A 14,703-nucleotide genomic window follows, 5' to 3' on the forward strand; every position below is an offset into this window, starting at 1 on the left:
TCCGAACAGTCGCTGGCAACGAGTGCACATGCCTGACGATATTTAGATGATGGACAGAGAACAAGCCAAACCCAGTCTGGATAATGGAAACTTTCTATTTCGATTTAGAAGCGCAAAAGCGCTTCTGGATGATGACAATGATAATGGGGGTTTCCAGGAGCTTGAGAAACAGGCGATCTACTTCGCCAAACCGGAGCAACTAAATGACCCTATGGAAGGCCTCAGCGACGCGTTCTGGGATGGGGACGACGTGCTTTGGGAAAACTTTTTCAAACACTATGCCCTGGCATTGATTTCGTATGCACTCAAATGGCTGCTTCACGAGCCCGATGAAATTCAGAGAGCGAAAGTGGATGCATGGCTGACGGAAGAAGACCTTCCGACCGACATGTTCCGAAACCTCTATCGAGAGTTCTGTTCAGACTTGAGCTCTGCCATCGAAGCTCGCGAGCTCTCCCAAATACTGGGCCGTAGAACCCTACCTCTACGGCGAGAACGACTGATAAACCTGCTCTTCTTGGTTCATCAAGCTACAGTACCCCGTTTATTTCGAATCTTGAAAAAACACCGTCTCGTAGACTTTGAACTGCCACCCGAAGCTTCGGATACAAAACCAGTAAAAACAACGTTAGAGTGCTGGGAGGAAATCGCATCAGCCCCCTCCAAGATCGGCATGCCGGTAGATGAACAACTTGAGCTTCTATCCAGCATCACCAACAGGGTGAGTCATCAACTGGATCTAGGCGTGCTCACTCGGATTGGAAATATTGACGAGGGGTATAAATTGCTCGCGCTGATGTCCAGATTCCCCGAAATGTACGTTGACGCATTTTCGAGAGACCTCCACTTTAACCCCTGGCGTGTTGCCTGTTTTAGTCGCCGATGCAAGAACGCCTCAATGTGGGGCACTTATGGGAGCGAACATCGTGGCGCTGCGCTAATATTTCGCACGGAGCAAAGGGAAGGCGAACACTATTTCCGGATCAAGGGAATGGCGGGAACAGCGGATTCAGGAGCTGACCTGAAAGTTCATAACGTTGAGTACGGCAAACGTCCCCCGCCACTTGATAGCTTCAATGTGATCGGCAGGCTCCCGCTTCACAAGCTGAAAACCACCTGGATGGTCACCGAGGATGGACGTGCCAGTACCCGATTGAGCGAGATGACGGACGATCTTGACGCGTGGCGAACACGGTACTGGAATCATGCGTTTAAGCGTGTCTCATGGAAACATTTTGATTGGGAGCACGAGGAGGAACGGCGTTTAATTGCTTCTTCCGTTCTGGCCGATGATCCGGCACCAGAAGCGCTGACCTACGATTTTTCCCAACTGGAGGGAATCGTGTTTGGTATGCGAATGAGTAGTGAGGACAAGCTGAGAATTGCGAGTATTGTGGAGAAAAAATGTCGAGCTACAGGGCGTACCGACTTCCGTTTTTTTCAGGCCTACTATTCGCCATCAAAAGGCGAGATGGACATTGCCGAACTGGGATTACTCAAATTTGATTTTGGGAAATGAACCGCCCAAAGTCGGCCATTGATTTGCCCCCTCCCTTGACCCACTACTCTTTAAGCATTCCAAATAGCTATCCGATTTTTGCGCTCCCGCAAAAACACCACATATTGTGCATCCATTGACGCAGCTCACCCATTGAGTTGACATATAAAGAATCAAAGCTAATATCGTCAACCAATAGTTGTCAACGTTAAGGAAGATTGCCATGTTGCATGATCGGTTGCGTCGTGCACGAGTCCTGAAAAATATGTCCCTGCAGCAGGTTGCCGACCAGTTGGGAGACATCACCAAACAGGCTCTGTCGAAGTATGAGCAGGGTAAGGATGCGCCCAATTCAACTCGTTTGATTCAGCTTGCGGATGTACTGGCAGTGAATCCGGAGTACTTTTTCCGTTCCGATTCCGTAGAGCTAGGCGAAGTGGATTTTCGAAAGCACTCGGCGTTCGGCAAGAAACAGCAGGAAGCAGTAAAAGAACAGGTTCGTGAGCATCTGGAACGTTACTTGGCTGCTGAACGCCTGTTTGACAACGAGAATGACGACAATGGCTTCGCCCAGTGGCGGGAACATTTTCGGGTGTCGAATACCGATGAGATCGAAAAGGCTGCGGAAAACCTGCGGAAAACCTGGCATCTGGGCACCAATCCGATTGCCAACCTCACCGAGACTCTGGAAGAAAATGGCATCAAGGTTGTCGGTCTTGAGGCCCATGAAAAGTTCGATGGTTTGTGTGCCGTAGTCAATGACGGCGCTGATGCTGTGATCGTCAGCAATATTTCTCGCCCGGGAGAACGGCAACGGTTCAATCTGGCCCACGAGCTCGGTCATCTGGTTATGAACATTCCCGATGACATTCATGGCACTCGGGATGAAGAAAACTGGTGCCACCGTTTTGCCGGTGCGTTTCTGTTTCCTGCAAGCCAGGTCCGGGCTACTTTTGGTAACCACCGGAGCCGGGTACTGCTCAAGGAGTTCCTGCTGGCGAAAGAAGAATGGGGCATTTCCATTCAGGCTTTGCTACGGCGCCTCTATGATCTGGATATCGTCCAACAGGGGTTCTATCAGAGCACTTTCCGCTTCTGGTCGTCCCGTGGTTATCGAAAGAACGAGCCGGAATCTCTGGATTCGGAAAATTCCTATCGTCTGCGCCAACTCGTTTACAGGGCACTGGCTGAGGGGCTTGTAACTCCGTCCAGAGCAGCAGAATTATTGGGTGTCGGTCTTGGAGAGATCGAGGATGTCATGGCTAACGGACAAGCAGGTGACGGCACCAATGCCCACGAAGATTCTAGTTTCTGACACCAACATCTGGATCGACCTGCACCACAGTAACCTGCTGGAAAAAGTCTTTCAGTTGCCACACCAGTTTGTCACCACGGATTTTGTGTGGCGGGAACTTCGGAAACCGCCCGGGGCGCAACTGGAGGATCTGGGGCTCACCATTGAAGCAATCAGCGGTGATGAGACCCTCGAATTGTTTGGCTTAAAGCAGACGCTAAACAACTCCTCTCTGGCAGATGTTTCCTGTTACTTCGTCGCCCGGGAACGGGGCTGGACTTTGCTGACTAATGATGGGGCCCTTCGGAAATCTGGCCGACGCGCCTGGCTGGACGTTCGCGGTGTGCTGTGGATATTAGATGAACTGGAACACCACCAGGTTCTATCACCCGCAGAGCTGTTCACCGCATTAACGGCAATGCTCAAGGCCGGGGCCCGCTTGCCTGAGGACGAATGTGATAAGCGCCTGGCCCGATGGCGCGCCGGCTGACATCCAATTTCTCCCTTCAAACTGCTAACCTAGGTTAATACCAATTAGTTGCCTCTCGCCGCAGGCACACTCTTACCAGGGAGCTTTCCTTGTTTCAGGATGAAGTCGAAAAGGCTGAACTGCCCGCCATTGAACAACTAACACGCCTTGGCTGGAATTATTTACCGGGATCGGCGCTGGTGCCGACAGCCGCAGGTTCAGAGTCAGGCGAACGGGGCTACTACCGGGATGTGGTGCTGTCCAAACGCCTGAAAGCTGCCATTGTCAGGCTGAATCCATGGATCAGCGACGAAAACCTGCGCAAAGTGGTCCGGGAGTTCACCCACCCGAATCACGCGGGTCTGATGGAATACAACCAGTCCATTTACGACCTGCTGGTGAACTACCTGTCCGTTGAACAGGACCTGGGTGCCGGTCGCAAGGGGCAGACCGTCAAGGTCATCGATTTCGACAACCCTGAAAACAACGAATTCCTGTGCACTAACCAATTCAAGGTTGAAGGCCTCAATCAAAACATCATCCCGGATATTGTCTGCTTCGTGAACGGCTTGCCGCTGGCGGTGATTGAGTGTAAATCGCCGTATATTGCCGACGCGGTAGCCGAAGGCATCAACCAGTTGCGCCGTTACGCCAACCTGCGCACCCCGGAAGACGATGAAGGTGCCCAGAAACTGTTCTGGTACAACCAGCTGATGGTGTCTACCTGTCGGGATCAGGCAAAGGTGGGCACCATCAGTTCCAGTGCCCAGCATTACGGGGACTGGAAGGACGCATACCCATTCACGGATGCGGATATTCAGGCGATGGTGCAACAGCCTGCCTTTATCTCCACCGGCTCGACAGTATCCAGCCACAAGACCGGTGACGTGCCCTCACCCGAGTATCTGGTTGCCGCTAAACAGGTCGCTTCAGGTGCGGGAACCAGTTCAGGCGAAGTCACCCCGCAACAGCGGTTGCTTGCTGGCATGTTCAACCCCGCCAGTTTCCTGGACCTGATGCAGAACTTCACCCTGTTTGAACCGGTGGATGGTCGCCTGATCAAGAAGGTGGCGCGGTATCAGCAATACCGGGCAGTGAACAAGGTCATAGAACGCCTCAAGAACGGGACAACGCGCAAGGAGAAGTCCGGGGTAGTCTGGCATACCCAAGGGTCCGGAAAGTCCCTGACCATGGTCATGCTGGCGGTGAAGATGCGCCGTGATCCGGAGCTGAAGCAGTACAAACTGGTGTTCGTGACTGACCGCACCCAGTTGGATGGGCAACTATCGAAAACCTTCCGGGATGCCCAGAACGAAACCATCTATAACGCGGGGTCCGTGGCGGAACTGAAGGAACTGCTGTCCAAAGACTCTTCCGACATTGTGACCGCCATGGTGCAGAAGTTTCAGGAAGCAGAACAGGAAGGCGACTTCACCGATCTGAACCCCAGCGACAAGATCATCGTGCTGGCGGACGAAGCTCACCGCACCCAGTTTGGCGGGCTGGCAATGACCATCAATGCCGCCCTGCCCAACGCCCCGAAGATCGGTTTTACCGGCACGCCCCTGCTGAAGTCCCAGAAGATGGACAAAGCCTTCGGCGGCTACATCGACAAGTACAAGATCAACGAAGCAGTGGAAGACGGTGCCACCGTGCGCATCATCTACGAAGGTCGCCAGGTTCAGAGCGATGTGGTGGGTGATTCGCTGGACGCGCTGTTTGAAGAATATTTCAAAGACAAAAGCGACGACGAAAAGCGGGAAATCAAGAAGAAATACGGTGTGGAACGGGCAGTACGGGAAGCCCCTGCCCGCATTCGCTGGGTGTGTATCGACCTGCTGAAGCATTACCGGGAAAAGATTCAGCCCAACGGCTTCAAAGCCATGATTGTGGTGGGTAGCCGCCATGCTGCCACGGTATTCAAGAAGATCCTGGACGACCTGGAAGCGCCCCCTTCGGAAGTAATCATTTCCGGCACCCACAACGACCCGGCATACCTGAGCCAATATACAGACAGTGCGCACCAGAAGCAGGTGATCAAGAACTTTACCAAGCCACTGGGTACGGATAAAGAAAAGGAAGACCCCACCAGTTTCCTGATTGTGAAGGATATGCTGCTGACGGGCTTTGATGCGCCCATTGCACAGGTGATGTATATCGACCGGAGCCTGAAGGATCATACCTTGATGCAGGCAATCGCAAGGGTGAATCGAACCTATAAAGGTAAAGCCTGCGGTTACGTGGTGGATTACTATGGGCTGTCGGATTACCTGACCGACGCCCTGAACCAGTTCAGCAGTGAAGACGTGGAAGGCACCTATCACACCCTGAAAGACGAGATACCGCGCCTGAAGGCGGCTCACACCCGTGTGGCTTCGATTTTTGCCGGGGTTAAGGGCACAGACGTAGATGATTACGTTCTGCACCTGAAGGACGAAGACACCCGCCAGCAGTTCGAACTGGCGTTCAGGAAGTTCGCCAAGCAGATGGAGGTGATTCTGCCGGATACCGCTGCCAAGCCGTTCATTCCGGACCTGAAGCTGTGGGGCAAGGTGCAGAATGCCGCCCGCAACCGCTACCGGGACCCCGGACTGAACATCAGCGATGCAGGGGCGAAGGTCCGCCAGCTGGTGGACGAACACATCATCAGCACCGGGGTAGACCCGAAGATTCCGCCCGTGGACCTGATGGCGGCGAACTTCAAGGAGACGGTGGAGCAGATAAAATCCCCCGAATCCCGCGCGTCCGAAATCGAAAGCGCCATCAAGCACCACATCACCGTGAACCTGGATGAAGACCCGGAATACTACAAATCTCTGAGCCTTCGCCTGCGGGACATTATCGAAAAGACTGCCGGGAAGTGGGAAGAACAGGCGCAACTATTGCTGGAATTTCGAAACAACATCGAAACCAACCGGGAACAAGCGGCGGATGATCTGGGGTTGAGTGAAACGGAATTCGCCTTCTACAACATCCTGATGGCAGAAGTGACCAGCCATGCCGGTGAAGATGCCATCAGCGAAGCCGTACACGACGAGATCAAGGGAACCAGCCAGGACCTTGTTGGCATGTTTGATGAAGCCACCCAGATTGTGGACTTCTTCAGCAAGCCGGACGAAGTGAAGCGGATGAAGAAAGAAATCAAACGGGCGGTTCTGGATTGTTCGTTCGGTGAGAAAGCCCTGGTTAACGTGGTTCAGGACCGATTCATGGAACTGGCTAAGAACAAGTTCAAATGATGGCAGCTGCACATAAACCAGAATACCGGGATGCCCACGGCTTCATTGCCGAAGTCATCCGCACCAACCGCCGCAAGTCTGCGGATATTCGGGTGGAAGACGGTGCCGTGTCTGTGGTGGTGCCCGTGAACACCCCTGCTGAAAAGATTGACCAGCTACTGGCAGCCAAACGCCGCTGGATCAAAGAAAAGATCACCCTGCACCGGGAAATGACACCCGCCAGCAGCAAACGCTATGTGTCTGGCGAAGCCTTCAGCTATCTGGGGCGTAACTACCGGCTGAAGGTAGAAATGGGCAATTTCGCCCCTGTAAAGCTGTTGAATGGGCGTTTGGTGGTCACCGTACCCAACGGCAGCGAACAACCACACATGATCCGCAACGCCCTTGTGCGTTGGTACAAACGACAGGCTGAACAGAAGCTAACCGAGAAAGTTGAACGCTTCGCACCGATGGTTGGGGTGGAACCTGCCGGGGTTGGCATCCGCACCTTCAAATCCCGTTGGGGAAGCTGCACCGCCAAGGGCAAGCTGGAATTCAACTGGCAGATCATGATGGCACCCAACCGGATGGTTGATTACGTGGTTATTCATGAGCTTTGTCATCTGATACGCCATGACCATTCACCGGAGTTCTGGCGGGAAATGGCGCGGGTGCTGCCGGAGTATCCGCGGTGTCGGGAGTGGTTACGGGAGAATGCAGCCCGGTTTGTCTTCTGACACTGCGGCCTGCCATTCTCAACAGCCAGTTTCAGCCTGCACCCTACAAGCTAAAAGAGCATTTTTGTCTGACAGACTTCCTCTCAAACGCCTGAATGTCATCCTCAAGCTATGAAGCTCATGATTACCGCGAGGGACAAGCGGAAACATTGAATTGACCACCTGCAGGTCGCCGACAATTGAACCACGGGAGGCAGGCCACAGGAAGCACGTGTAACACTGTCGCGGTTTGGACATAGCAGGTAACTTGCTGGAAAGCTGACACTTTGCATTGACTTACAATGTGTAATCTTGCGATACATATTTTGGCTCGAAAAAATCATTACGTGTTATTAACATCTTCATCCATCAGCATTTGTCAGGGTCGCAAACAGATATTCACTAAAACACAAGCGCAACTGAGACGCTTTATGCTACGTGCGATTGGTGTTTGCCCCATGGTCATAGCCTTCAGGAGTTTAAAATTAATGAAAAAAGCAATATTCGCCGGGACATTGGCCCTGACACTGAGCGGGTGCGCAACGCAGAGCAGCGTTAGTCAACAAGCCGCCTCTGCTCCTTTGAACGAAGAACACTCCGGTTCGATTTACGCGAAACTCGAAAAAAGTGACAGCGGGTATGCATTTACACAATTCACTGTTGGCCACGTTCCGGGAAGTGGTCCATGGGTCAGTCTCCTAAATGATAGGCCAATGTGGGATACCAGTCCGGAACAGTGCTTGAAAGGCATTGCCAAGCCGGAATTGAAATGCCAGACAGCCAACAGCAGCCTCTTCCGGGAAGAGACAAGTATGACTGGCGGCCAGGCCACCCACTGGGCTTTCTTGTCCTCACTAACTTTCGGACTCTGGCTGACCATGCCACCGGGTCGCGTAGCTTTCGATCAGGAACAGTTTGAGCAAAGCTATAACGAAGCCTACCAACAGTTTGCTAAAGATATTGAGTTCAATCCCAAAAATCTGATCGCTGAAGCCAGATTGAACACTTCTCGTCTTGAAGAAATGAAAGAGTCCGTGGATTACAACATTAAGGTTTCCAATAATACCGGGTTTTCTTTTGGGTCACCCTCCGCAAGAGATCTCGCGTTAACAATCGACTATAAGGAATCAAAGCGAACCGTGTACCCAAGCGCAGCTGCTCTCTATACGCATCTCGATAATATTTCGAGAGCTGCAACGAGCCGCGAAAATCTTCAAGATATTTTCGAAGTTGACTGCTCCAAAGGAATTGGCTACTCACACTTTAAACTCGACATTGATTGCGGTGAACTTACATACCATATCAGTACTGACCAAATGGTTGCACCAGTCAACCTTCAGGTAACGGGCAAGAAGGATTTTTACCTCTATCCCAGAAACCTAGTTGCAAAAGACAATGCAATGGAAGTGGAAGTAAACGGAAGATATGTCACTTTTAAAAACCGATCATCTTCGTTCGCAACCCTGAAAAATCTGAGCTTTTATAATGGAACTAGTATCTATACGAAAACTTGGAATACCAGAGAAGCACTGCCGCCCCAGTCTGAAAGTCGGTACTCTCTTGACAGATTGATCAGTGAAAAGAACAAGGTTCGTTATGTATTTTCGGCCGACTCGAAATATCAGGAAGTTGATATCACATACAAGGTGTCGGCAGCCTATAACCTCGAAGGTAAAGAGACAAGTGTTACAGGCGAAAATACCTACAACAAAATGTCAGAATTGATACTAATAGACAATTAAATAAACTCTTTTTCGTAGTGAGCTTTTTGACTGCGTTATTCAATTACGGAATTGCGCACCTGCTTGCCTCAATCAGTGAAATCACAAAGTCACAATAAGAAAAAGGGTAGCAATCCATATTTCAAGCCCAAAATATGTCTCTCGTCATGATGAATGACAAGGGCAACCATAGATAAGACTATGATTTAGCCTGCTATTTAAAACGCAGGCTAAAATCACCTCCCATATGAAACCTACTGGCTCAGGGAACTAACAGTGTGAAAACTGGCGCTACTCGTCTTACCATCACCTCGATTCTTGCACTTGCGCTAAATGGCTGTGCATCACACAATATCCAGGAGTACAGCAAAGAAAACAGTCGAGCTTGGAATCTTACCCATTCAGTAGGTCTCAGTGACCTCGATGACAGTGAGATCCCTGAAAGCCAGAAAGACTCCCTCCTTTATGACGGAGCCAGCCTGGCAATCGACTCGTCGCTCTGGACAAGCGACTACGGCCTAGGAGTGGATTGGTCGGCAGGTTTGGGCCTTGGGCTTCTTCAGTCATTCGCAAAGTCGGATGAGCATGGAGACCGAAAATCTTTGGTCATCTGGATCCCAGAAGATAAAGCTCCAAACAAAGAAACGGCCATGGATTGGATGATTAAATCTTTGACAGAGGCAACTGTTAAAGCAGTGAAGGACATGGGTTCTAGTGAGGACGAGATCTACACTCACCTGAGGGAGCTCCACGTAACTTTTCAAGGGCCTTATTACATTGGCGAAGCCGGCGGTGCAATTCGAGACGGAAACTCTTGCTACACAGTTTTCAACCTTCACAGCTGGACCATTTCAGATGAGCTTGAGAAAATCCCTAGCTACATTTCTGAGAATGGTTACGGTTATGTGGTTGAGGCAGGAGGGCACAGTTATCCTGAAACCTACATGTACTGCGAGGATGACAATGCTGAAGATGAGCTGACCTTCATTGGAAAAGTAACTGAACATCTCCCTGAGACGATGTTCTACTATTCCAAGGCTTCAGAGCACGACGGCAAGCAATTCCCGCCTGCAGTATTTGACCATGGAACTATTGAGCTCTTTATTAGGCCTTGAAAAGGATAATTTAAGTGACGGTTGACCCTGGTAAAGCCCAGTTTTTCCACCGACTTTCCCAGGGTCCTCCAATTAAAAAAACATCTTACATAACTTCTTCTCAAAAGCAGGAAGTGATTCCCCGCCCGTCTTGAATCAAAGTTCATTTCTGTGTGGCTGACTGGGCCTCAAACGCTTTGATGTCATCTTCACACCACCGGGTCGTTGCTGGCCCGAATTTGTAGGGCTTTGGAAAAAGTCCGTCTTTTACCCAGCGCCAAATGGTGGATGGCGCAACCCCGAACCGCTGAGCAACTTCTCGAATATTATGATACATACCTACTACCTCAATATTTCAATTAACATGGCATGTATACTTTATCGATTCTGGAGCCTTTTCAGCGTCGTCAAATTAACGATTTATCGCAATTAGCCAATTTACTTCCTATCGCCTGAGAGCGATGAGAGATACCTTTCAAAAGAGTTCATCAGCTTTCGTCGTTTTGGAATTAGCTGTCCTCTTTTATAGGCTGCCCGAGTGGACGAAGTATCTATGTGCGACTGTAGTGGTCAACTAATCCCGGACAGTCTATTAAGGTTTTCCTCAGCGGCAACGGGAGAAATGCCGCCGTTGAACGTATGAGGTACCTGACCACCATTTTGTTGGGCGGTGGCGCTCTGGATGCGAGCTGCATCGGATTTGGTCATGGGCTTTGCGGATACTTTCTTACTCATGGGAATGTTCTCTACTCGGTTTATTGGCTGTCCGTGATGGACACCGATAAATGTACCGAGCGCGGCGACAGTGGTAAGCAGCGCGATTGGCGGGAAAATCGGAATTTTTGCGAGATAATCTCTTAAAGCATTAATTCCAATGATTTTTAGGTCAAGCGTTCAGTGCTTTCTCGGATGAAGCCGAAGCCTGAAACCAGGATGGTCCGGAAAAGGAGGCAGTGGCCCATTGCCCTTAGCTGGCAACCGGCCACTGAGTACCAACCTACATTTTATTCTCGGCTGCTATTATCAAGGGAAAAAACGTACTTCGCGAACTGTTCCATGAGCACGCGCCGCTTTGATACAGCCTGCACCAGAATCGGTGATTGCTTAACCGTTGCCTTATCCAACTGGGACAGCGCGAGCTTAACGAGGTGCTCTGAAGCTCCTGCTTCCTCTAAAGCAAACGCTTTAAAGGCACGGCGCATTCCAGAAGCAGTAGCAACTCTCCCGGTTTCCGGGTCAAGAAATCCTGGCCCGCCGTTTTCCAGATCCACTTCATGCACCCTCTTTATGGCATTGTTTAGAGCGTGTTCCCCCAGGAATTCCCGCCCCCTGAGCCCGGGGAATACAGCGTCAGTCTCACTCCGTGGCAAGGATTCCAGAATCTCGATCACTCTCTCGGGGATAGGTACCATGTGGTCCCACCCATTACGCTGGTACCTGATTTTCGACGCTGGAATTGTCCATAACCTTTTCCTGATATCAAAATCTCTCCAGAGCGCAGTACGGACTTCGTCTGCTCGTGCAGCCGTGAGCACCATAACCTCCAACGCTCGTACTTGGGTTGAATCCAAACTCCGCGACACACGGAAAAACCGGGGAAGGTCTCGATAATTAATCGCAGGCGGGTACGTTGGCTGGAAGATCGCTGAGGGCTGCGGCAGAAAGAACTCCAAATTGTTTGACCAGCCAGCCGGATTAGAAACCTCTTGGCAAATGCCAAGCGCCTGCGCCATTTCGAAAATCCTTGAAATGGTAACCCGTACCCGCTCAGCAACCGCTGTTTTCTCCTCCCAGATGGGTTTCAGCACCTGCAAAACATCACCCGTCTTGAGTTTAGTCATCGGAATATCAGCGAGTGAAGGCAAACAGTACTTTTCCAGAATCATCTGCAATCTCAGCGCCTGCTTCTCAGCGTGGCGTCCGGCAAACGCGCTGCATTTCATCTCATAGTATTGTTGAGCGACAGTTGCAAAAACCGGTGTCTCGACCAGGATTGGACCGGGAATGCTGTTCAGAATAGGTTTAACATCAATGTCTTGATTACGATTGATTTTCATAGCTTTCTCCAAGAAAAATAAGCTTGCAAGAAATATATTAATGAAATCAGAGAAGTAGTTGGCGCGCCTAATTAACCGATTATTGAAATTAGGCGCACCTGCTTCTGGCTTATTTCTTGCTCACCTTCTCGGAGCGGGAAAGAGAGGACAGGTATTTTTCGAACGCCTTCATGAGCTTTCGGCGTTTTGGAATCAGCTGCCCTCGCTTGTATGCCGCGCGAGTGGATGAGGTGTCGATATGAGACAGCGCAAGCTCGGAAACATAATCCTCCACGTTACCGATTTCCGTCGCCCAATCCTTGAAGGCGGCCCGCATCCCATGAGCTGTCGCAATTTTCCCGGTTTCCGGATCGAGAAAGCCGTCTCCGCCAGCCTTAATGTCAGCCTGGTGTATCTCTTTCACCGTCAGGTTAAGAGCGTTTTCGCTCATCGTTTCTTTTCCCCGGTATCCAGGGAAAATGTATGCTCCGTTGTCCCGGGGCATCATTTTTAGAATCTCAATAGCCCGGTCAGTCAGAGGAATCTTGTGGTCCTTTTTCTTGTCACGACGGCCCTTGAGCTTCCATCCCGGAACCGTCCAAACTCGCCCCTTAAAGTCTATCTCTGACCACTCTGCAAATCGCACCTCTCCCGGGCGGGCTACAGTGAGAATTTGAAACTCCAGAGCACGAGCTGGAATAGCATCGCGCTCCTGGAGCCGCATCCAAAATCGAGGAAGGCCTTCGTACCCGACTGTTGGTTGGTGCTCCTCATCATGAATAGCAGCTGGGGATGCGAGGAAGTTTTCCAGATTGCCGCGCCAGTGGGCCGGATTCAGCCCGTTTCGGAGTATCCCGTCATGCCGAACCATTTCACATACATTATAAATTGTGATTCGCACCCTCACTGCCGTGGATGTTTTCTCTATCCAGATCGGGTTTAACGCTTGGACGACATGCCGGGGCTCAAGGTCCGACATCAAGATATTGCCTAGCTCCGGGAGGCAGTAGTCCTCAAGGTGCTGCTCCAGCCTCCGTCTCTGTTTCTCTGGATTCTTCCCTGAAAACTCAAGGCACTTTTTCTCGAAGTATTGTTGTGCGACATCCGCAAAGGTTCTCTGCTTTGCCTGCTCTGCCAGCAGCTTTGATTTTGCCGCTTTTTTTGCCGCTATTGGATCGTGGCCCTCGAAACGGATGCGATCCTTGAGGGCGCCGGCTTTTTCTCTCGCTTGAGCGAGGGAAACCTCAGGGTAAGGCCCCAACCCCAGATCGATACGCCTTGAGCCAACGACCGTTCTTAATATCCAAGAGCGCGCACCCACCGTACTCGATGGAGCTGGTGGCCGGCAATATAAGTTCAGCCCCGAAACACCACCCACCGCATGCAGCGCCGGACATGGGTCACCAATCTTTCTACCCTTCCCCGATTTTTTGACTGTCCCGTGGGTCAGTCGCTTGACCTGAATAGCCGTCAGCTCTGGTACAACTTTAGGCATTTTCTAACCTCCCGAAGCTCAGTGCCCCATCATCTGTCCCATCATTAACCGTGCAATTGAGCGCGGTTTGATAGGACAAAACGATACTGAAATTTGAGCGATCAGGAAGATTTAATAATACAGATCAAACAGTTAGAGACGGTATGCAATGAAATGAGACATGAAAATGGTGCCGCCTCCGGGCACCATTAAGATTCAATAACTTAGCCCGCTCTGTGCGGGCTTTGTTGTTTCTGGAAACCAGAAATGCAAGCAATGTGTAAGCAGGTTTGGTAAATACGGGTTAATCTGACTGATTACAACCTCTACCGTCTAAAATACAAGCAAGCTTTTGCTGCTGGCTCTGAAAAAACGTTTAACCGACAATAAATAAACGAACGATACACGAGGAAGAACTCCTGCAAGAAAACACCAGCCTCTCTGTGAGACTGGCACTTTCATTAGCATTACTTATGAGCCCTTCTCCTACTTATACCAAGGCCCAACAGTCCTAAGCTGATCAAAGCCAGCGTACCTGGCTCCGGCACTTCAGTTGTCGGCTGCCCATTGTAATAAATCGAGGCATGGGACAAGTCTTTTCCTGACTCCCATGAACCGGAGAGCGGGTCACTAACGGATTGATCAAGGAGAAATGCCCCGAATCCATTCCCTGCCTTAAGCGTGATCACGACATTATTCAGTCCTGCCAGTGTATCGATTGCCCAGTTTCCAGATTCGCTACCGTTACTCGGTGCGGTGGTGAAGTTAATGACACCATCACCATCTGGACCGTCGTTCTTGTCCGCAAGCACCCATCCGGTCATTCCAAAAAGTGAAAAACTTGCATCAATTTCATTGCTATCGTTGCCACTGAAACATGCGCTATTCGCAGCATCAGACAACGTATAGGTAGTCGCGGAGGTGCACGACATCGGTCCGCCCTGTGCTGAATTAGCGGCCAGCAAAAGTAATGCAAAAGTGTTTAGTACTAATAGTCGAACTGTAGCTTTCATCGCTGCTTCCCTTTTATGAATCGAATAACAACTTACGCTTTACGATTCACGCAAAATCTGGCCCACAGCATGCAATATCTTACAAATACAACGACTTAAGAAAGTAGCTTTTCAAACAAAAAGTAGAAGTGTAAATTTTTCAGACACACCTGGTCCGAGACGCAAAGCTC

Annotated in this window: 12 protein-coding genes; 7 read left to right on the plus strand and 5 right to left on the minus strand. The window is 50.6% G+C overall.

Annotated features, from left to right (window positions below; translation table 11 throughout):
- Window positions 1-46 precede the first annotated feature (46 nt).
- The 7 genes from FFI95_RS00685 (at window position 47) to FFI95_RS00715 (ending at window position 10,031) form a co-directional block, all read left to right on the plus strand.
- Window positions 47-1,519 carry a DUF2971 domain-containing protein gene (locus FFI95_RS00685; protein ID WP_144820428.1) on the plus strand — a complete coding sequence of 491 codons (1,473 nt, stop codon included), beginning with the start codon at window positions 47-49 and terminating at the stop codon, window positions 1,517-1,519.
- Between the two features lie 202 nt (window positions 1,520-1,721).
- Window positions 1,722-2,813 (plus strand): helix-turn-helix domain-containing protein, encoded by a 1,092-nt coding sequence (locus tag FFI95_RS00690; protein ID WP_144820429.1) that lies wholly within the window; start codon window positions 1,722-1,724, stop codon window positions 2,811-2,813.
- Window positions 2,788-3,282 carry a PIN domain-containing protein gene (locus tag FFI95_RS00695; RefSeq protein ID WP_144820430.1) on the plus strand — a complete coding sequence of 165 codons (495 nt, stop codon included), beginning with the start codon at window positions 2,788-2,790 and terminating at the stop codon, window positions 3,280-3,282. The genes FFI95_RS00690 and FFI95_RS00695 overlap by 26 nt, the downstream gene beginning before the upstream one ends.
- 89 nt (window positions 3,283-3,371) lie before the next feature.
- Entirely contained in the window at window positions 3,372-6,500 is a 3,129-nt protein-coding gene (locus FFI95_RS00700) for a type I restriction endonuclease subunit R (protein WP_144820431.1), read from the plus strand.
- Complete coding sequence (locus FFI95_RS00705; protein WP_144820432.1) at window positions 6,497-7,216, plus strand: M48 family metallopeptidase; 720 nt, start codon at window positions 6,497-6,499, stop codon at window positions 7,214-7,216. Before FFI95_RS00700 ends, FFI95_RS00705 begins: the two co-directional genes overlap by 4 nt.
- A gap of 467 nt (window positions 7,217-7,683) precedes the next feature.
- Window positions 7,684-8,937, plus strand: a complete 1,254-nt coding sequence (locus FFI95_RS00710) for a hypothetical protein (RefSeq protein ID WP_144820433.1) — start codon at window positions 7,684-7,686, stop codon at window positions 8,935-8,937.
- 257 nt (window positions 8,938-9,194) lie between these two features.
- Complete coding sequence (locus tag FFI95_RS00715) at window positions 9,195-10,031, plus strand: hypothetical protein (protein ID WP_144820434.1); 837 nt, start codon at window positions 9,195-9,197, stop codon at window positions 10,029-10,031.
- 142 nt (window positions 10,032-10,173) lie between these two features.
- Here the strand turns inward: FFI95_RS00715 and FFI95_RS00720 are convergent, their stop codons facing one another.
- The 5 genes from FFI95_RS00720 to FFI95_RS15420 all read right to left on the minus strand — a co-directional run bounded on the left by FFI95_RS00720 (window position 10,174) and on the right by FFI95_RS15420 (window position 14,533).
- Complete coding sequence (locus tag FFI95_RS00720) at window positions 10,174-10,347, minus strand: helix-turn-helix transcriptional regulator (protein ID WP_144820435.1); 174 nt, start codon at window positions 10,345-10,347, stop codon at window positions 10,174-10,176.
- Between the two features lie 233 nt (window positions 10,348-10,580).
- A complete protein-coding gene (locus FFI95_RS00725) occupies window positions 10,581-10,745 on the minus strand; it encodes a hypothetical protein (RefSeq protein ID WP_144820436.1) in 165 nt (54 codons plus the stop codon).
- Between the two features lie 269 nt (window positions 10,746-11,014).
- Complete coding sequence (locus FFI95_RS00730; RefSeq protein ID WP_144820437.1) at window positions 11,015-12,067, minus strand: tyrosine-type recombinase/integrase; 1,053 nt, start codon at window positions 12,065-12,067, stop codon at window positions 11,015-11,017.
- 109 nt (window positions 12,068-12,176) lie between these two features.
- Window positions 12,177-13,541, minus strand: coding sequence for a phage integrase central domain-containing protein (locus tag FFI95_RS00735; RefSeq protein ID WP_144820438.1), 1,365 nt, complete (start codon window positions 13,539-13,541; stop codon window positions 12,177-12,179).
- Between the two features lie 446 nt (window positions 13,542-13,987).
- Window positions 13,988-14,533: a PEP-CTERM sorting domain-containing protein gene (locus FFI95_RS15420; protein WP_144820439.1), complete on the minus strand. Its 546-nt coding sequence runs from the start codon at window positions 14,531-14,533 to the stop codon at window positions 13,988-13,990.
- Window positions 14,534-14,703 lie beyond the last annotated feature (170 nt).

The organism is Marinobacter piscis (genome assembly GCF_007671655.1).
In the GTDB taxonomy this organism is placed as follows: Bacteria; Pseudomonadota; Gammaproteobacteria; order Pseudomonadales; family Oleiphilaceae; genus Marinobacter; species Marinobacter piscensis.